This window comes from Synergistaceae bacterium DZ-S4 (assembly GCA_025943965.1).
GTDB lineage: Bacteria > Synergistota > Synergistia > Synergistales > Synergistaceae > Caenicola > Caenicola nitritireducens.
Genome location: JAPCWD010000008.1, coordinates 12,091 through 31,215 on the forward strand (window position 1 = coordinate 12,091; position 19,125 = coordinate 31,215).

Genomic DNA, 19,125 nt, shown 5'->3' on the forward strand with positions numbered 1-19,125 from the left:
GCGCCATGTTCAAATACGAAAAAGAGGCAGTTTTTACCGTAGATGAAGTCACCAACAAGATCCGGGAAGCAATATATGCCTCCGGAGAACTTCAGAACATCTCAGTAAAAGGGGAACTTCTGGGATTCAAAAAACACTCCAGCGGCCATGCTTACTTTACGATCCTTGGAAACGAGGCAAGGATCTCGTGCGCCCTCTTCCGTTCAAACGTATCTTCAGTGATTCTGTGGCCCAAAGACGGCGACGAGGTCCTTGTGAGAGGCAAGGTGGATGTCTACGGTGCGAGAGGTTCATATCAGATATATGCTTCCAGTCTGCTCCCTCTGGGCGAAGGTGCCAAGGCAAGGGCTAAGGAGCTCCTATTTAAACAGCTTTCAGCCGAAGGCATCTTTGATATCAGGCACAAGAGACCACTCCCTCCTTTCCCCCGTAAAGTTGCTGTTATAACTTCTCCTACAGGAGCTGCCGTCCAGGATGTCATAAAAATATCGTCGACAAGGTATCCTGCTTCCAGGCTGCTTGTGGTCCCTAGCCTGATGCAGGGCGCAGGTGCATCATCAGAGATAAGGGAGGCCTTTTCCAGGTGCGCGGCTTTGGATGACCTCTCTTTGGTCATGCTTGTCAGAGGCGGCGGAAGCAGGGACGACCTTGACACCTTCGATACAGAGGAAGTCGTCAGGTCGATACGTTCCTGCCCTGTTCCCGTGATAACGGGGCTTGGACATCAGGTCGACAAGACCCTCTCAGATCTTGCGGCAGACGTATATGCGCCCACACCGTCGGGAGCCGCGGAAAGAGTCTTCCCTGATTCCAGGGACCTTTCATTTTTTCTGAAAAATTCAACGAGGTCCATGCATGCTCATCTGAACAGCAAGATAGCAAAGACAGGTTCGGGGCTTGAAGATTCAAAGAGAAGGATCATTTTAAGCATCGTCAGGGGGTTGATCGCCCCTGCTTCCGAGTATCTGAACAATGTCCGGGGCTCCCTTTCCTCAAACGTCCTGCACAGGCTTTCTGAATATGAAACGAAAATCTCTTCCGCAGCCGGGGCACTGAACAGCCTTTCACCTTTGAACGTGATGGCACGCGGCTTCACGATATGCAGGGACAGCGAAGGCAGGATGGTCAAGGAAGCTGCGTCTCTTGCCGAACATCAGAATATTGAGATCTGCTTCAGAGACGGACACGCCGATGCTGAAGTGACCTCTATATTCAGGGATGACCGAAAAAGATACGGGTCGGCCGATGCTTCCTGAAACCATTGAATGGATCGGTGATGTGCCGCTTCTTAAACTTCTCGACCAGAGAAAGATCCCTTTCTCTGTAGAATTCAGGGAATGCCGCACTTATGAGGAGACTGCCGACGCTATTGAGGACATGACGGTAAGGGGCGCACCGGCAATAGGAGTTGTGGCCGCTTACGGGATAGTTCTGGCAGCGCGGGAAGATATGATGAAAATCGATGACGCTTTTTTAAGACTGTCCGCAACAAGACCGACGGCTGTAAATCTTTTCTGGTCCCTGGAGAGGATGCGCTCCGTTTACAAAAACAGCATGGGTGCTCATGACATCTGCGCCATTCTTGAATCGGAGGCTGAAAAGATCAAAGAAGAGGACATCGAGATCAACAGAAGGATAGGCAAAAACGGAGCCGCACTGCTTCCGGATAAAGCAGCGGTCATAACGCACTGCAACGCCGGTGCTCTTGCGACAGCCGGGTACGGCACCGCACTGGGTGTCTTCAGGGCTGCCAGGCGATCCGGCAAAGAGTTGAAAATATTCGCGGATGAGACCAGGCCGCGCTTCCAGGGAGGAAGGCTGACAGCCTTCGAACTCTGCGAAGACGGTTTTGACGTGACAGTGATCTGCGATTCTATGGCCCCTTTCCTGATGTCAAGGGAGAAGATAGACGCTGTTATAACGGGAGCCGACAGGATAGCGCTGAACGGGGACACTGCAAATAAGATCGGAACATACGGGCTTGCTGTCGCGGCATATAGGCACAGTATCCCGTTTTATATAGCCGCTCCGTTAAGTACGATAGATTTTAACTGCCCGGACGGAACCATGATCCCGATAGAAGAGAGGAACCACTCTGAGGTGCGCAGGATAGGCAATGAATTGATCGTACATGAAGCGGCGAAGGTCTGGAACCCTGCATTCGACGTCACCCCCGCCGAACTGATAATGGCAATAATAACGGAGGATGGCATCTTTGCCCCTGCAGAGATAAAAAAACTGAAGATATAGTCATTTCATATTTTTTTATTCAAAAAACTGCCTGGCATTTTCCCTTCTCACTCACAAATGACTGCACCGATCAATTTACTCATAAATAATTTAAACCGGAACTGCGTTATATTCTTTTGAGTGGTAATATTTAACCAGTAAGCACTTTCATGCCATATGAAAAAACTGACATTACTTGTGACTTTGGGACGGGAGTGGTGCCTTTGGATCGTTTCCATGTTCAGGCCATCAGGAGTTTTTATTTATCGTTAAGAAAAGAGTGACGGGAAGGAGGCTGTATTGTGAAAAAGGAATTCATAATAGCTGATAAAGGCCTGGCTCCGGAAGGCCGCAGAAGGATCGACTGGGCATGGGAATACATGCCTGTACTAAGACTGATAGCCGAGAGGGAAGAAAAATACAGGCCGCTTGAAGGTCTTGTCATAGGATGCTGCCTGCATCTTGAGGCAAAGACAGCCTGCCTGCTCAAGGTCATGAGCCGGCTCGGGGCGACAGTGGCCACAGCCGGGAGCAACCCCCTTTCAACGCAGGACGCGATATGCGCGGCGCTTGCCGAAGAAGGCATACACGTATTCAGCAGGAGGGGGATGACCTCTCAGGAATATTCCGACAATATAGAGGAGATGCTCAGGTGGGATCCTCAGATAATAATAGATGACGGCGGAGACGTTGTTTCGATGATAGTAGAAAAACGAAGGGACCTCATCCCGCAGATGCTCGGCGGGTGCGAGGAGACTACTACAGGCATAAAGCGCCTCAGGTCGATGCAGTGCGAAGGGCTGCTCCCTTTCCCGATGCTTGCTGTAAATGACGCACAGAGCAAATACCTTTTCGACAACCGATACGGGACCGGACAGTCCGTCTGGGACGCAATACTGAGGACGACCAACCTGATCGTCGCAGGCAAAAACGTTGTCATAGCGGGATACGGATGGTGCGGAAAGGGAGCTGCGAAGAGGGCCGCTGGGCTCGGCGCCAGGGTGATCGTTGTCGAAATCGATCCACATAGGGCACTTGAAGCGCTGATGGATGGATTTGACGTAATGGACATGCTTGACGCATCAAAGATAGGCGATGTCTTCGTAACAGTTACGGGAAACACAAAGGTCATCCGCAGAGAACACTTTATGCGCATGAAGGATGGAGTGCTCCTGTGCAACGCCGGACACTTCGATGTCGAGGTCTGCATCCCCGACCTTGCGGAGCTTGCAGTAGACGTTCTGGAGACCAGGGACAATATACGCACCTATATTCTCCCTGTCGGCAGGAGGATACATCTGCTTGGCGAAGGAAGGCTTGTCAATCTTGCCGCCGGTGACGGACACCCCGTAGAGATAATGGATATGAGTTTCGCAATGCAGCTCCTTTCATGCATTTACATCAGCGACCACAAGCTGGGACCGGGGCTCTACAACGTCCCTGCGGAACTCGACTGCCGTGTGGCAGAACTGAAGCTTGAGTCGCTCGGCATCAACATCGAACAACTCACTCAGGAGCAGAAGGAATATCTGGCTGCATGGAGAGAGGCATGATGAAGCAGCAGTACAGGGATGTAGTGGTCTGGGATGCCGAAAGGACGTTGGCGGAGAGATGCGACGTAATCACAGAAGGGGACCGGATCTCATCAATACTCCCTGCCGGAACGCTGAGTTCAGGCTGCGCATACGAGGGAAGGGGAAGGACAGCGCTTATCCCGGGGTTTGTAAATGCACACGGACATGCCGCAATGACCCTTCTCAGAGGCCTCGGAGAAGAGCTTCCGCTCATGGAATGGCTGCAGGAAAGGATCTGGCCTGTCGAGAACGGGCTTGACGGGGATCTTGTAAAGGCCGGCACCAAGCTCGCGATACTGGAGATGCTCTCGACAGGCACAACATGCTTCGCCGACATGTATTTCTTCATGGACAGGGTCGCTGAGGCGGCACTCGAATGCGGTATGAGGTGCGGGTTATCAAGGGGTATAGTCGGTGACAGCGACCGAAGCAAACTGAAGGAAAACCTCAGGCTTGCGGATGACTTCAACGGTAAAGACGGACTGATAAATGTCCAGCTTGGGCCCCACGCACCCTACACTGTACCTCAGGAACTTATGAAAGAGATCGCGAAGACAGCGAAGGATACCGGCCTGGGCGTTCAGCTCCACTGGCTTGAAACATCTTCTGAATGGAGCATAAGCGGTCTTGAGGGCAAAATAACGCCCGAAGAATACCTTTCAGAGACAGGTATGATCGATGTCCCCAACCTCCTGCTTGCACACTGCGTGTGGGTAAGACCGGAGGCTTCCGCCTTCTATGCGCGGGACAACGTCACCTTTGCCCATAACCCCAAAAGCAACCTCAAGCTTGGCAGCGGCGTTGCTCCTCTTCCGGCATTCCTTAAAGCAGGAGTCAGGGTCGCCCTTGGGACTGACGGAGCCGCAAGCAACAACAGGCTCGACATATGGGACGAGCTTCGTTTCGCCGCGCTCACACAGAAGGGCATCGTTAAAGACCCGACCCTTGTTGCCTCGGTCGAAGCGTTCAGGATGGCCACAGTAAACGGAGCCATAGGACTCGGGTTCAGGGATGTCGGGCTTATAAGGGAAGGCTACAGGGCCGATATGATACTGATAGATCTGGATCGGCCTCATTATGTGGGATGGGACAGTGAAAACCTGCCGGGATTCCTTGTATACGCAGGATCCTCTTCAGATGTGAGAGGGACCGTAGTTGCTGGCAAAATGCTGTATAAAGACGGAGATTTTGTCTTTACCGACAGAGAGAGGATCATAACCGAAGCAACAGAGGCCCGCAGGAAACTTACCGGGCGCTGATGGCAGGATCTGGCCAATAACCGATTTTTTTCAAAGCGGATCTGGCACAAATGGCACAGATCCGCTTATAATAATTTGATGTTTTTAATTTACCTGCAGGCCGCCTTTCTGATCACCATGAAGGGTACGGCTTCAATCTATAATTACAGGGGGCACTTATATGCAGTACAGGAGCGGAAAAGAACTAAGGGAACTATTTCTTTCTTATTTTGAGGAGAAGGGATGCAAAAGGTATCGCAGCTTCTCGCTGGTACCCGATGATCCAACTCTGCTTTTCACCATAGCGGGGATGGTCCCTTTCAAGCAGTATTTCCTGGGACTGAAGACCCCCGAGGTAAAGAGAGCCACTACCGCACAGAAGTGCGTCAGGACTAATGATATTGAAAATGTGGGACGCACGGCGAGACATCACACCTTTTTCGAAATGCTGGGCAACTTCAGCTTTGGGGATTATTTCAAAGAGGAGATCATCCCGTGGGCCTGGGAATTCCTTACGGAGAGGGTCGGACTTGAGCCGGACAGGCTTTATGCGACGATCTACCTTGACGACGACGAGGCCCATGATATCTGGCGCGACAAGGTCGGGCTCCCCGAAAACAGGATCGTCAGGCTCGGTGCGGATGATAACTTCTGGGCTGCCGGACCGGTAGGCCCATGCGGACCATGCTCGGAAATAATATATGACCAGGGCCCCTCCTTCTCATGCGGAAAACCGACATGCGGAGTGGGATGCGACTGCGACCGTTATCTTGAGATATGGAACCTTGTCTTCATGCAGTACAACAGGGATGAGGCAGGCAACCTCACACCGCTTCCCAACAAAAACATCGACACCGGAATGGGACTGGAGCGACTCTCTTCTGTTGTACAGAGAGTTCCAAACGATTTCGAGACAGACCTCTTCCGTCCGATAATCGACAAGGCATGTGAGCTCAGCGGTGTCAAGTATGGAGCTGATCCAAAAAGCGACATGGCTGTAAAGGTAATTTCCGATCACATAAGGGCTTCTGCATTTATGATAGCGGATGGAATACTGCCCACAAACGATGGTGGCGGGTATGTGCTGAGACGCCTGATCCGAAGGAGCGCCCGCTACGGCAGGCTTCTGGGGATCGAAAGACCCTTCCTTACCGAACTTCTGCAGTCAGTCAGAAACTCCATCGGAGATGAGTATACAGAACTGACTGAACAGGCATGCGCTATCGAGCAGATACTCAAAACGGAGGAAGAGCGTTTCTCAAAGACTCTGTCACAGGGAAGCGACCTGCTTGATTCAGAGATAGCCAAGCTCAAAAAGAGCTCCGTAAGCACACTGCCTGGAAGCGTGGCATTCGTACTGTACGACACTTACGGATTCCCTCTCGAACTGACCGAGGAAATGTGCGCTGAAGTCGATATAAAAGTAGACAAGGACGGATTTGACAGGTCGATGGAAGACCAGCGCGAACGCGCCAGGGCTTCAAGTAAGCAGACCAGTTCGATCATTTCCAAAAACGCCTATACTGAGATAGCCGACAAAATAGGACCGAGCAGCTTCTGTGGGTATGACACCGTGACCAGTGACTCTGAGATCAGGGCGATCATATCAGAAGGCAAAGAAAAGGAGTTCATATCCGAGGGAGAGACCGCGGACATCATCCTTTCAGATACACCCTTCTACGCCGAAAAGGGCGGACAGGTAGGGGATACGGGAGTTTTGACCGCCGAAAATGCGATCTTCGAGGTAGAGGACACCATTTATCCCGTGAATGACTTTATCGTTCACAGAGGCAGGCTGCTGAAGGGGAGCCTTAAGAAGAACCAGCCCGTAACCGCATCCATTGACGCGGCAAGAAGAAGGAACATACAGAGACACCACACAGCGACGCACCTTATACACGAGGCTCTCTCAAAGGTGCTTGGCCAGCATGTGCGTCAGGCCGGATCGATAGTAACTCCTACTTTCTTAAGGTTTGACTTCAACCACTTCGCTCCCCTTACAGACGACCAGATACGGGAGATCGAGTCGATAGTATATGAGCAGGTGCTTCTTGACCTCCCGGTTAAAACGACCGTAATGCAGATAGAAGAGGCGAAAAAGACCGGAGCAAAGGCCCTCTTCGACGAAAAGTACGGTGACGAGGTCAGAGTGCTTGAGATTCCGGGATACTCAACTGAACTTTGCGGAGGAACGCATGTCAAAGCCACTGGTGAGATCGGCGTGGTCAAGATAATGCGCGAAGAGGGGATCGGCTCCGGCGTGAGGCGCATAAACGCCATAACCGGACAAAACGCGCTTGAGACCTTCCAGCGCTTCAGCACATTGTCCGGAACACTGGCATCCATGCTGGGAGAAGACCTTGATTCCATCCTCAGCAGGGTCGAGGATCTGCTCGACGAAAAGAAGATACTTGAGAGGAAGAACAGAGAACTTCAGGTCAAAGCAGCCCTCTCCGACATAGAGGAGAGCATCAGGCCCTGCGCGACCGCAAACGGCGTAGACCTCATCATGGAAAAATTTGAGAACATGAACCCCGATCTGCTCAGGCAGGTAGGAGACAGGATAAAACAAAAATACCCCGTGGCTGTGATCATGCTTGCGGGCATAGGAGAAGAGAAGCACGTAACTCTGACCTCAATGGCGAGTGAAGAGGCTGTCTCAAAAGGGATCAGGGCAGACGAATTCCTCAGGGAGATAGCCGACCTCATCGGAGGAAGAGGCGGCGGAAAGCCGACGCTCGCTCAGGGCAGGGCTCCTGACGCAGGCAGGCTCGGCGAAGCTATCAGCAAAGCACCGGATATCTTCGCAAGGCTCGCGTCGAAGTCAGGGAGCTGACCGTTTGGACAGGATCGTTGCGGTCGACATAGGGTCAGTAAGGATCGGAGTGGCGGTAAGCGACCCGTTTGGCAGCTTTGCCCAGGCGCTTACCGTTTTGATCGCCAAGGACGACTGGATAGAGGAACTGAAAAAGATAATGGACGGCTACATGACGACCAAACTTCTTGTAGGGCTGCCTCTCAGGACCGGGGGAAATGAAGGCCCTGAGGCTGAACACATCAGGGCCGTTGCCGAAAGCATCAGGGAGAGGCACCCCTCAGTTGAGATCATATTCTGGGATGAAAGGTTCACAACTGTGATAGCGCAGCAGTCCCTTCTGGAAGGCGACGTTTCAAGGAAGGGACGTAAGGGGAAGGTGGACAAGATCGCGGCTTCCATTCTTCTTCAGAGTTACCTCGACCGGAGGAGGGAAATATAAAATTGCAGATCCCGCAGGGGACCAAAATGACCCCCATGCTGGAGCAGTATGTTTATTGGAAAGAGCAGTATCCTGACTCTCTTCTCTTTTTCCGCATGGGCGATTTTTATGAGATGTTCTTCGAAGATGCCCATACCGCATCTACGGTGCTTGATATTGCCCTAACTTCAAGATCAAAGGAATCCGAAAATGCCATACCGATGGCAGGAGTGCCCTTCCATTCTGTAGATTCCTACCTTGCAAAACTCGTTTCGGCCGGATACAGGGTGGCCATCTGCGAACAGGTCACGATCCCTGACGGCAGAAACCTCGTCCAAAGGGAAGTCACCAGGCTCGTAACGCCCGGAACGTGGCTCTCCGAGGGAAGCGATTCCGACGGCAGCCTCGCGGCATGCCTGTTCGACGGTAAAAACGTGTCTGTCGCGCTCCTCACAACAGCAACGGGGACACTGAAAGCCGGAACATTCAGGATCGAAGAGGCCATATCGCTCTTCTCCTCTTTCCGTCCCGCGGAAATACTTGTCAAAAACGGACAGGCAGAAAATCTGAAAGAGTTCTATCCGGAATGCACAAAGATCAGCATTGTCGAAAGGGAGAGGGGAGAGTTCGATATAAGGACCTCTTCAGAGTGGCTGTGCAGAAAATGGGGCATAGCGACCATGAATTCCATGGGGCTGGATGACAGAGATCCGGCCTGCGGAGCGGCCGCGGCTGCCCTCAGATATCTTGAGGAGACCCAGTTCTCAAAGGCACTGCACGTCACGCAGCTGATCCCGCTTCTTCCCGAAGAATACATGATCCTCGACAGAAACACCGTAAGCAATCTTGAACTTACCGAACCGTCTGACATTTCACTCTTTGCCGTCCTTAACAGATGCCGTACCGCGATGGGAAAGAGGATGCTCAAAGAGTGGATACTATCCCCGCTGCGGGATATCGATCTTATCAATAAAAGGGCAGACGCAATTGAAGAACTGGTGACCGACGGTTCGTTCCGTTCAAGGATGGGCCATCTGCTCTCATCTTGCGGCGATATGGAAAAGGCAATAAGCAGACTGACCCTCAAAATGGGATCGCCTTATGACCTGCTGACTGTCAGGGAGACGTTGAACGCCCTTCCCGACCTGGTATATCTGATGTCCGGGAGAAAAAGACTCTCCTTATGGACTGACGGGATAGACCTTCTTGAAAGCCTGGCATCACTTCTCGGTTCTGCCCTTGCAGACTCTGTTCCACGTTTTGTAAGGGATGGAGGGGTCATAAGGGACGGCTATGACTCCGGACTTGACGAATGGAGAGATAAGGCCGCGCACTCATCGGCATGGCTGGAAAGGTTTGAGGAAGAAGAGAGGCAAAGGACCGGGATAAAGAACCTAAAGGCGGGAGTCAACAAGGTCTTCGGCTACTACATTGAAATTCCAAGAGGAGGCCTTGACAGGGTCCCCCGGGAGTACATAAGGAAACAGACGCTTGTGAATGCCGAGCGCTTCATTACTGAGGAGCTCAAAATATTTGAAAAAGAGATGTTCAGCGCAGAGGAGGAAATGCTTGCCATTGAGGAGAGGCTCTACGGAGAACTTCTGGAGACCACCCTTTCAAAAAGCACTGAGATACTGGCCGCTGCTAAATTCATCGCATTCGCTGATGTTTTCTGCTCCCTTGCCGATATCGCATCTGAGAGGCGCTATGTCCGTCCCGTCATAGACAGAAGCACGGACTTTACTGTAAAAAACGGAAGGCACCCCGTTATTGAGGTGATGCTCGGAAGGCATCCATTTACGCCGAACGACCTGTCCCTCAGTGAATCTTCCGGCAGGAGGATCGCCATAATCACAGGCCCCAACATGGCGGGAAAATCGACATATCTCAGGATGGCAGCCCTTATAGCCATAATGGCCCAGATGGGTTCCTTCGTCCCAGCCGAGAATGCCAGGATAGGAATGATCGACCGTCTCTTCACGCGCATCGGCGCGAGGGACGAACTTGCCAGGGGGCAGAGCACATTCATGGTCGAGATGGTTGAGACGGCGAACATCCTAAGGCATGCCACAGACAGAAGCCTTGTCATACTTGACGAAGTAGGCAGGGGGACCTCTACATACGACGGGCTGAGCATCGCATGGTCGGTCATAGAATATTTGCAGGGCCAGGAGGGCAGAAGGGCTGCGGTGCTCTTCGCCACACATTACCACGAGCTGACCAGGCTGGCTGATATGCTGCCCGGCGTCACCAACCTCAGCATGGCGGTCGAAGAGACAAAGGACGGTGTGACGTTCCTCCATAAAGTGGTCGAGTCCCCCTCAGACCGCTCATACGGTATTGAGGTCGCTCGGCTGGCCGGAGTTCCCTCGATAGTGCTCAGAAGATCAAAGGAGCTTCTGGCGGGTTTTGAGTCGTCTGCTGACGGCTCCGGATCCTTTGTACCCTCATCCGAGGAGAGGCAGATCAGGCTTTTTGACGTAAGTTATGAAGCTGTACTTGAGGAACTTGCAGCCTCCGAACCGGATCAGATGACCCCGATGGAGGCTCTTCAGCTTATTTACAGGCTCAGGAAAGAGAGCCGGAAGGTGCTGGACCTGAAATGATAAAGAGACTGGACAGCGAAGTAGCGAGCAGGATAGCGGCAGGGGAGGTCATTGAAAGGCCCTCTTCAGTGGCTAAGGAGCTAATCGAAAACTCTATAGATGCCTCTGCCCGGACTATAACGCTTCATATCGAACAGGGCGGAAAGGCTTCATTCGCAATAGAGGACGACGGATGCGGCATACCGTTCGAAGAGCTCCCGCTTGCGCTTGAAAGATATGCCACAAGCAAAATATCGACACTTGACGATCTGGAGAGCATAACCACACTGGGATACAGGGGAGAGGCTCTTTCAAGCGTAGCTGCCGTCAGCAGGATGGAGATAAGGAGCAGAACGGCAGATTCCGAGACCGGAGGCATCGTTAGATGCGAGGGCGGAGAGATCATCCTCCACACGGAGAGCCCATGCCGGACAGGAACGATGATCCGTGTGGACGACCTCTTCTTCAACCTTCCCGCAAGGCGTAAATTCCTCAAGACGGCGTCTGCCGAGCTCAGGAGAATACTCCAGGTGGTCAATGACTATGCCCTAATATGCCCGGAACTGACTTTCAGAGTCTTCTCAGACGGCAAAAGAATACTGGAGCTTCTGCCTCCGGGAAGCGTAGATAAGGCCCTTCTCAGGCGGTGGGGAGAGGATTCCCCTATATACAGCTCAGCCACATCATTGAACCTGACCTCAATCAGGATGTGGTGGGATCCCATCCCGGACAGCAGGCGGACATCAGTCACGACTTTTGTGAACGGCAGGAGGATACAGGACAGCACGATCAGGTCTGCGATATGCGGCGGAGATTCGGCGGCATATGGCGAATGGCTTGTCATAGTGGACCTTCCTCCTGAGGACCACGATGTAAACATTCACCCGACAAAGGAAGAAGTAAGATTTAAAAACTCTGGAGATATATATAAACTGACTCTGGATACTGCCCGAAAAATATTTGCCCGAAGATTCTCGGTCTCTTCCGGGCGGCCCGTCACTGATGTGGGAGATAGGCCGTTCTCCGGTCCTGAGACCGGTGAGAAGAAATGGTTTGACAGAACTGACCCGATATTCAGCACCGCACCATGGAAACCGGTTTCAGGCATGCCTTCGGACAGGGTTGCATCGCCGGATGATACACTTTTCATGGCGGCGGACCCCCCGAGTGAGATCAGTGCCGAAAAAAACGTCCGCAATTATATTGGCCAGTCAGCCAAGGGATTCCTGATCTTTGATTTTCCGAACGGTCTCGCGATAATCGATCCCCATGCAGCCCACGAGAGGATCTTGTACGAAGAGATCGCTGGCTCTTTCAAAGACGGGATAGCTTTGCAGCAGCTGACCATGACTCTTGAGGTGCCTGCCGCACTGCTGTCCGAGATCAAAATTTACCATGCCGAGCTTGATGAACTTGCCTTTTCTTTTGACGGTGACCGTCTCGCCGGAGTGCCTCTGCTGAGAGGCAAAGCCAGGCTCTCTCCGCTTGATATGCTTCGTTCCGCACTGAGGGGGATCGAATGTGAAAAGGATCCCGACAAGCGGGACAGGGAAGTCTGGTGGAGGATGGCCAGACTTGCGTGCAGGGATGCAGTAAAGCTCGGCAGGAGGTTCGAAAGGGAAGAGGCGGAAGCGCTGCTTGAAAGGCTTGAAAGATGCTCTGTGCCATTTACCTGCCCTCACGGCAGGCCTACGATCTTTCTGATAGAAGAGAAAAAACTTGAGGACTGGTTTGAAAGATGACGGAAAAGGATAAAAAGGTACCGGTAATTGCAATAATAGGGCCGACCGCAGTCGGAAAGACAAAATTCAGCCTTGGATTGGCAGAAAAACTCGATGCTGAGGTCATTTCCGTAGATTCAAGACAAGTCTACCGTTACCTTGACGTAGGAACCGACAAGGTCTCGCATGAGACAAGACGGCATATACCGCATCATCTTATTGATGTGGCCGACCCTGATCAGGTCTATTCTGCGGCAGATTTTGCGTTCCAGGCAGCAGATGCGATCGAAAGGATCAGGAAGAGGAGGAAGACCCCGCTTCTGATCGGAGGCACCCCTTTCTATTATAAAGCCCTCTGCGGGGCACTCTCCGAAGACCTCCCAAAGGACGAAGAAGTGAGACGCGCACTGGAAGATGAAATAAAGGAAAAGGGCCTCGCGGAGCTCCACAATGAGTTACGTTCCATAGATCCTGCGGCGGCAGAAAAGATACACCCCAACGATCCTGTAAGGACCATGAGAGCCCTCGAAATATTCAGGATAACCGGCAGGAATGCCACATGGTGGTACCAAAACCAGTCAAAAATGGAATCGTGTTATGACATATTTTACATAGGGCTTATCAGGGCGAGGACAAATCTATACGATAACATCGCACGGAGGGTCAGGGAACAGTTTGAGAACGGATACCCGGAAGAGGTCGAATGGCTCCTCTCCAGGGGATACTCCCCAAAACTTCCGGCACTTCAGGGGTTTGGTTACAGGGAACTGGTGCGGTATGTCAAAGGGAACTCCACCTATGAAGAGGCGCTTGAAGGCGACATCAGATCAACAAAAGCCTTTTCGAGAAGGCAGATGACATGGTTCAAGCATTTTGGGCCGGCCATGTGGTATGATTTTGACAAATATGAAATGACCGAGGCAATGGATGATGTGATGCCACATTGCATCAGGCATTTGGAACAAGAAAGCAGATGCTGAATTGAAGATCCACATAGCAGACCCGACCGGACTTTGTTTCGGTGTCAGAAGGGCAATATCAAAGCTTGAAGAGGAACTTCTCCGTTCCGGCACAGTCTACTCCCTCGGAAGCCCCATACACAATCCTCAGGAGACCCACAGGCTGACGGGAATGGGGCTTGTCGTAGTCGAATCCGCCGAAGAGGTCCCTGCCGGTTCTGTCGCGTTTATAAGGGCCCATGGCGTGACTCCTTTGCAGGCTGATATACTGATGAAAAAATGCAGAAAAGTGGTCGACGGGACCTGTCCCTTTGTCAAAACTGCTCAAAAAAGGGCAAAAGACCTTTCTTCCGAGGGCTATGTTGTGGTAATATCGGGGGACAGGCATCACCCGGAAGTCAGGGGGATAATGGGCTATGTTGAAGGCGAAGTAGCCGTTGTCTCATCAGAGGAAGGCATTCCGGACAACTTAAAAGGACGAAGGTGCGGCATCCTGAGCCAGACGACCCAAAAAGTTGGTTCGTTTGTTGCGCTCGTTGGTTCTTTTATTAAAGTATCACCTGAGATCAAGGTGTATAATACGATTTGCAAAGCTACGCTTGCAAGGCAGGATTCTGTCTGCAGGCTTGCTTCAAAGGTCGACGGGATGATAATACTCGGGGGCCGCAACAGCGCCAATACAAAAAAATTAGCTGAAATATCCATGGATGTGGGAGTCTCCACGCTTTGGATCGAACATGCCGGAGAGATCGACAGGGGGTGGCTGCAAAACAGGGATGATATAGGCATAGCCGCGGGAGGAAGCACTCCTGACTGGCTGATAAAAGAACTGATACAAAAATTAAACATGATGTAAGCAGGAGGATGTTGGGTATGGTTGACGAGCTTCGCACAGAAGACGGACTTGAAACACAGGCAGCACCGGAAAAAGAAGAAACAATGGAAGAAATGATGCAGCAGTTTGACGTGATGGGTGATTTTCATCGCGGAAAGATCCTTGAAGGCACGATCGTTGACGCTCGTGAAGACGGATGGCTTGTCGATGTCGGCTACAAATGCGAGGGATTCCTCCCGCGCAAAGAGTGGACGCATAAGGTTCTCGTAGAAGAGACAGAGGAACCCCAAAACGGCGAAAAAGTCAGGGTGCAGATCACAAATATCAGCCAGGGCGAAGATGCACAGCTCAGCCTGAGCCGTTGGCGCTGCGAGTTTGACGAACGCTGGAACAAGCTTGAGGAAGAAGCGGCAAAGAATGAAACTGTTACTGTAAAGGGACTCCGCAAGGTCAAGGGCGGCCTTATCGTAAGCTGCTACGGGATAGAGGGCTTCATTCCCATCTCACACCTTGCCGAAGACGGACGTACCCTGAATCCCGCCCGTCTGCTTGAACAGGATTTCCAGGTAAAGCTGATAGAGAAAGACCGCCGCAAGCGCCGTCTTGTTCTATCTCGCCGCAGCCTTATGGAAGCTGAGATGGCAGAGATCAGGCAGTCATTCTATGATCAGGTCAGCGAAGGTGACATACTTGAAGGAGATGTCAGCAGCATCACCTCTTTCGGTGTTTTTGTAAATCTCGGTGCGATGGAAGGTCTTGTTCACGTCAGCGAACTCTCATGGCAGCGCAATGCCAAGGCCAAGGACGTTGTCTCAAAGGGCGATCACATCAAGGTAAAGGTGATCGGCATCGATAAGGAGAACAACAGGATCTCCCTCAGTCTGAGACAGACTCAGTCCGACCCCTGGGAAACAGCGGCTGAACGCTGGAAACCCGGAGTAGTCGTAGAGGGTACGGTTTCCAACCTGACAGAATTCGGTGCTTTTGTAGAGATAGAACCGGGAGTAGAGGGGCTTATACACATAGGCGATCTCAGCTGGACAAGGATCAAGCATCCTAAGGAAGTCCTCAGGAAGGGACAGAAGATAGAAGTCTCCGTGCTTGAGGTCGACCAGGACCGCAAACGCATCAGCCTGGGCTATAAGCAGCTTACCGATCCATGGAAGGATGTAGCGGAGAAATACAAGAAGGATATGGAAGTTCCTGTCAAGGTAGTAAGGATAGCGGACTTCGGGGCCTTCGTCGAACTGGAAGACGGCATAGAAGGTCTGATCCACATTTCTCAGGTCAGCCAGCAGAGGATAGAAAACCCCAGAGAAGTGCTTTCCGAGGGACAGGAAGTGACGGCAAGAATACTCGACGTGAATCCGTCGGAACGCAGGATGCGCCTTAGCCTCCGTCCCGCCCATGAAGAGCCGCTGAGGAAGCCAAAGACAGAAGAGGCTCAGCACACTGAGGGACAGAAAGAGGACCGTCCCCGCCGCCGCCGTTCTGATGTCGAAAAGAAAAGGAACGACAACCAGCTTCCCCAGGAAGAGACAAACGTGACGATAGGAGAATTTTTAAAGCAGGCAGAAGATCAGGAGTAGCTTGTTCCGGATCTCCGCAATAAAGATCATTATCCCCATGCCTTTTATGAGAGGCATGGGGATTTTCTGTTAAAATACTTATTGTAAATGCAAAGGTATCGAGATCACGGTGGGACTTTCCCGCTTATAGCCGTCAGAAAATATCACGGTTTTTTTCTGGCCCAAGCATACGGAAAACCGTTGTGATGATTTTTTAACAGATTTGGAGGAGTTCTGATGACAGTCAGAAATATATGCGTCTATCCGGATCCGATTCTAAGGGAGCCAACAGAAGAAATAACATCTTTCGATGAAGTGTTGGCTGATCTGGTCGAAGACATGTGGGAGACTATGCATGTCTCCGATGGCGTAGGCCTTGCCGGACCACAGGTCGGCATGCCCAAAAAGATCGCGGTCATAGAGTATAACGGAGAAAAATTTGTCCTTATAAACCCTGTGATAGTCGAAAAAGAGGGATCTAAAACCGTTGAAGAGGGCTGTTTGAGTTTCCCCGGCATATATGAAAAAGTGGATTCCCCGGAGAAGATAAAGGTGCGTTGGCAGAATGAAAAGGGTGAGTATGAGGAAAAAGAGATCGATGGATTTCTGGCATGCGTCTTCTCCCATGAGATCGACCATCTTAACGGCAAGCTTCTTATAGACAGGGTCTCGCCCCTAAAAAGGCAGTTCCTAAAAAAGAAGATCGCAAAACAGGCAAAGGAGCAGTAATGGCCGGGATGCTTCGCTTCGGTTTCTGCGGTTCCGGTAGATTCGCTGCTGAGTGTTTATCTATTATTGCCGGAAAGGCAAGGCCCGAATGGGTGATTACGAATGCGCCAAGGCCTTCAGGAAGAGGACTCAGGCTGCAGAATACCCCCGTATTCGAAAAAGCTGAGGAGCTTGGCATAAAGATGCGGACAACGGAAAAACTTTCTGCTGACAAGGAGACTCTGGAATGGATAGGAATAAATGTTCCAGATCTTATTCTTGTCATTGATTTCGGACATATTATAAAAGAACCTCTTCTGAGCATGGCTCAGCTTGGATGCATTAACATACATCCTTCGCTCCTTCCCGCGTACAGGGGGTCCGCGCCTGTTCAAAGGGCTTTAATGGACGGACTGGAAGTAACGGGAGTCACGATATTCAGGCTGGATGAGGGAATGGATTCAGGTCCCGTCCTTGCCCGGATACCCGTAAGGGTCGGCATGGAGGACGACACTCCTTCCCTGCTCAAGAAGACATGCACTGCAGGCTGTGAAAAACTGCTTGAGTATTTGCTGGATATCCCGGCAGAAAACTGGGTTTTTGTACCTCAGCCGGAAGAAGGTGTTTCAACAGCTCCTAAAATTGAAAAATCAGAGGGAAAAATAGAATGGGAAGCCAGTTCACGGGAAATATTCAACAGGATAAGAGCTTTGGCAGACGCGCCGGGAACATACTGCTTCCACGAAGGAAAGAGGCTTAGGATACACAAGGCGATGCCTGCCTCGGCTTCAGGTATGCCCGGTGAGTTGGTCGGTGTCTTTGACGGCTTTCCTGTCATTGCATGCGGGGAAAGCTCACTTCAATTGCTGCATGTACAACCGGAGGGAAAGAATGTTCGCAGCGCCGACGAGTGGCTGAGAGGAAGCAGGATGAAGCTCGGCGATAAACTTGACTGAGGAGCTGAAAGCTGTGGAAAACATTCAGAGACATGCCTTGAGAAACATAATAAACACGGAGAACATTTATTCGGGTGCGATACTCGATCTCAACATTGACCGTGTCCTATTTCCTTCCGGATGCGAAAAGATAAGGGAGGTAGTGAAACATAAATCCGCTGTCACGGTCCTTCCCGTACATTCTGACGGGACCGTTTCCCTTGTATGCCAGTACAGGCATGCCGTTGACGAGGACCTCTACGAGATACCGGCAGGCCTGATAGAACCTGGCGAAGACCCTGCAGAGACTGCGGTGAGAGAACTTCAGGAAGAGATCGGATACAAACCGGGCAACATAGAAAAGATCTTCGAGTTCTATACTTCCCCGGGTTATTCGACAGAAAAGATAATATTCTTCTACGCCACTGATCTTGAACCGTCAAAACTGGCAGAAGACGATGACGAATTTATAAAGGTACATAATTTTACCATCCCCGAAATGAAAGCTATGATCGACTCCGGAGAGATCAAAGACGGAAAGACTATCATGGCTTATTGCTGGCTGGCGGCAAAAAAGGCAGAAGAAAATGCGATTTGATGCATCGGATGGCTCCGTTTTTCAGAATACCCTCGGCAGTTTCAGGGACTATATCATGCTTGAGAGAGGCTGCAGCGATAATACGCTGAAGGCCTACGCATCAGACCTTGGACAGTGGTATTCTCACTGCAAAAGGATGGGATCTGACCCTATGCTCCTCAATCCGGACAATATCGCGCGGTTCCTCCGTGAACAGTCTGCCAGGGGCATGTCTAAAAGCACAGTCCAGAGGAACGCCGCAGTGCTTAACTCCTTTGCAAGATATCTGGTATACGACGGCATCACAGAGAAAATGCCGATCCTGGATCCGCTCCCCGCAAGGGACAGGATCCTCCCTCAGATAATGACGGAGGGTGAGATACAGAGGCTCATAAACTGCTGCGAGGACGGGACTCCCCTGGGCAAAAGAGACAGGACAGCGATCGAACTCGCATACGGAACGGGGATGAGGGCATCAGAGCTCTGCTCCCTGAAACTGAAGGACATTGACAGAGGCGGAGGCCTTATCTTCACCAGAGGCAAGGGTGACAAGGAGAGATGTGTCCCCTATGTCGGCGGTGTCAGGAAAGCTGTAGATGAATACATCGACGACCACAGGCCCAAACTTGACAGGTACAGGGAACCATGGCTCCTCCTGACAAAATCAGGAAGAAAAATGAGCAGGGAGTTTCTCTGGAGGCTGCTCCGTAAAAGGGGAAACCAGGCCGGCATATCTCCATCGCGCCTCCATCCTCATGTCCTGAGACACACATTTGCCACACACCTGCTGAGAAAAGGGATGGACCAGCGGACATTGCAGGAATTGCTCGGACATTCCTCAATACTGACGACTGAGAAATACACACATCTGGATCTTGAGGTCAGAGATCTTTATGACAAATTTTTCCCGAGGAGCGGGACCGAAGAGGAAAACTGAACCACAGCCTGCTTCAAATGGAT

General features: G+C 51.5%; 15 protein-coding genes. All 15 read left to right on the top strand.

Annotation, left to right across the window (positions count from 1 at the left end; genetic code table 11):
• Nucleotides 1–5 precede the first annotated feature (5 nt).
• Nucleotides 6–1,256 carry an exodeoxyribonuclease VII large subunit gene (xseA, locus tag OLM33_06275; protein ID MCW1713276.1) on the top strand — a complete coding sequence of 417 codons (1,251 nt, stop codon included), beginning with the start codon at nt 6–8 and terminating at the stop codon, nt 1,254–1,256.
• Nucleotides 1,219–2,250 carry an S-methyl-5-thioribose-1-phosphate isomerase gene (gene mtnA, locus OLM33_06280; protein ID MCW1713277.1) on the top strand — a complete coding sequence of 344 codons (1,032 nt, stop codon included), beginning with the start codon at nt 1,219–1,221 and terminating at the stop codon, nt 2,248–2,250. The genes xseA and mtnA overlap by 38 nt, the downstream gene beginning before the upstream one ends.
• Before the next feature lie 281 nt (nt 2,251–2,531).
• Nucleotides 2,532–3,782 carry an adenosylhomocysteinase gene (locus OLM33_06285; protein ID MCW1713278.1) on the top strand — a complete coding sequence of 417 codons (1,251 nt, stop codon included), beginning with the start codon at nt 2,532–2,534 and terminating at the stop codon, nt 3,780–3,782.
• Entirely contained in the window at nt 3,767–5,062 is a 1,296-nt protein-coding gene (locus OLM33_06290) for an amidohydrolase (protein MCW1713279.1), read from the top strand. The genes OLM33_06285 and OLM33_06290 overlap by 16 nt, the downstream gene beginning before the upstream one ends.
• Nucleotides 5,063–5,222: 160 nt before the next feature.
• Complete coding sequence (gene alaS, locus OLM33_06295; protein MCW1713280.1) at nt 5,223–7,877, top strand: alanine--tRNA ligase; 2,655 nt, start codon at nt 5,223–5,225, stop codon at nt 7,875–7,877.
• Between the two features lie 4 nt (nt 7,878–7,881).
• Complete coding sequence (ruvX, locus tag OLM33_06300) at nt 7,882–8,298, top strand: Holliday junction resolvase RuvX (GenBank protein ID MCW1713281.1); 417 nt, start codon at nt 7,882–7,884, stop codon at nt 8,296–8,298.
• Between the two features lie 2 nt (nt 8,299–8,300).
• Nucleotides 8,301–10,883: a DNA mismatch repair protein MutS gene (gene mutS / locus OLM33_06305; GenBank protein ID MCW1713282.1), complete on the top strand. Its 2,583-nt coding sequence runs from the start codon at nt 8,301–8,303 to the stop codon at nt 10,881–10,883.
• On the top strand, nt 10,880–12,604 hold the full coding sequence (gene mutL / locus OLM33_06310; protein ID MCW1713283.1) for a DNA mismatch repair endonuclease MutL: 1,725 nt from the start codon (nt 10,880–10,882) through the stop codon (nt 12,602–12,604). The genes mutS and mutL overlap by 4 nt, the downstream gene beginning before the upstream one ends.
• On the top strand, nt 12,601–13,563 hold the full coding sequence (miaA, locus tag OLM33_06315; GenBank protein MCW1713284.1) for a tRNA (adenosine(37)-N6)-dimethylallyltransferase MiaA: 963 nt from the start codon (nt 12,601–12,603) through the stop codon (nt 13,561–13,563). The genes mutL and miaA overlap by 4 nt, the downstream gene beginning before the upstream one ends.
• 1 nt (nt 13,564) lies before the next feature.
• Nucleotides 13,565–14,398 carry a 4-hydroxy-3-methylbut-2-enyl diphosphate reductase gene (gene ispH / locus OLM33_06320; GenBank protein MCW1713285.1) on the top strand — a complete coding sequence of 278 codons (834 nt, stop codon included), beginning with the start codon at nt 13,565–13,567 and terminating at the stop codon, nt 14,396–14,398.
• A gap of 17 nt (nt 14,399–14,415) precedes the next feature.
• Complete coding sequence (locus tag OLM33_06325) at nt 14,416–15,966, top strand: S1 RNA-binding domain-containing protein (protein ID MCW1713286.1); 1,551 nt, start codon at nt 14,416–14,418, stop codon at nt 15,964–15,966.
• 216 nt (nt 15,967–16,182) lie between these two features.
• Nucleotides 16,183–16,674, top strand: a complete 492-nt coding sequence (gene def, locus OLM33_06330) for a peptide deformylase (protein MCW1713287.1) — start codon at nt 16,183–16,185, stop codon at nt 16,672–16,674.
• A complete protein-coding gene (fmt, locus tag OLM33_06335) occupies nt 16,674–17,609 on the top strand; it encodes a methionyl-tRNA formyltransferase (protein MCW1713288.1) in 936 nt (311 codons plus the stop codon). The genes def and fmt overlap by 1 nt, the downstream gene beginning before the upstream one ends.
• Nucleotides 17,610–17,646: 37 nt before the next feature.
• Complete coding sequence (locus OLM33_06340; GenBank protein ID MCW1713289.1) at nt 17,647–18,186, top strand: NUDIX hydrolase; 540 nt, start codon at nt 17,647–17,649, stop codon at nt 18,184–18,186.
• A complete protein-coding gene (locus tag OLM33_06345) occupies nt 18,176–19,102 on the top strand; it encodes a tyrosine-type recombinase/integrase (protein ID MCW1713290.1) in 927 nt (308 codons plus the stop codon). Before OLM33_06340 ends, OLM33_06345 begins: the two co-directional genes overlap by 11 nt.
• Nucleotides 19,103–19,125: the final 23 nt, after the last annotated feature.

What these genes read in the sequence shown, in the direction of transcription:
- alaS (MCW1713280.1), top strand. Translation starts at nt 5,223, where the DNA reads ATGCAGTACAGGAGCGGAAAAGAACTAAGGGAACTATTTCTTTCTTAT.
- OLM33_06325 (MCW1713286.1), top strand. Translation starts at nt 14,416, where the DNA reads ATGGTTGACGAGCTTCGCACAGAAGACGGACTTGAAACACAGGCAGCA.
- mutL (MCW1713283.1), top strand. Translation starts at nt 10,880, where the DNA reads ATGATAAAGAGACTGGACAGCGAAGTAGCGAGCAGGATAGCGGCAGGG.
- miaA (MCW1713284.1), top strand. Translation starts at nt 12,601, where the DNA reads ATGACGGAAAAGGATAAAAAGGTACCGGTAATTGCAATAATAGGGCCG.
- OLM33_06345 (MCW1713290.1), top strand. Translation starts at nt 18,176, where the DNA reads ATGCGATTTGATGCATCGGATGGCTCCGTTTTTCAGAATACCCTCGGC.
- xseA (MCW1713276.1), top strand. Translation starts at nt 6, where the DNA reads ATGTTCAAATACGAAAAAGAGGCAGTTTTTACCGTAGATGAAGTCACC.
- OLM33_06290 (MCW1713279.1), top strand. Translation starts at nt 3,767, where the DNA reads ATGGAGAGAGGCATGATGAAGCAGCAGTACAGGGATGTAGTGGTCTGG.
- fmt (MCW1713288.1), top strand. Translation starts at nt 16,674, where the DNA reads ATGGCCGGGATGCTTCGCTTCGGTTTCTGCGGTTCCGGTAGATTCGCT.
- mtnA (MCW1713277.1), top strand. Translation starts at nt 1,219, where the DNA reads ATGACCGAAAAAGATACGGGTCGGCCGATGCTTCCTGAAACCATTGAA.
- def (MCW1713287.1), top strand. Translation starts at nt 16,183, where the DNA reads ATGACAGTCAGAAATATATGCGTCTATCCGGATCCGATTCTAAGGGAG.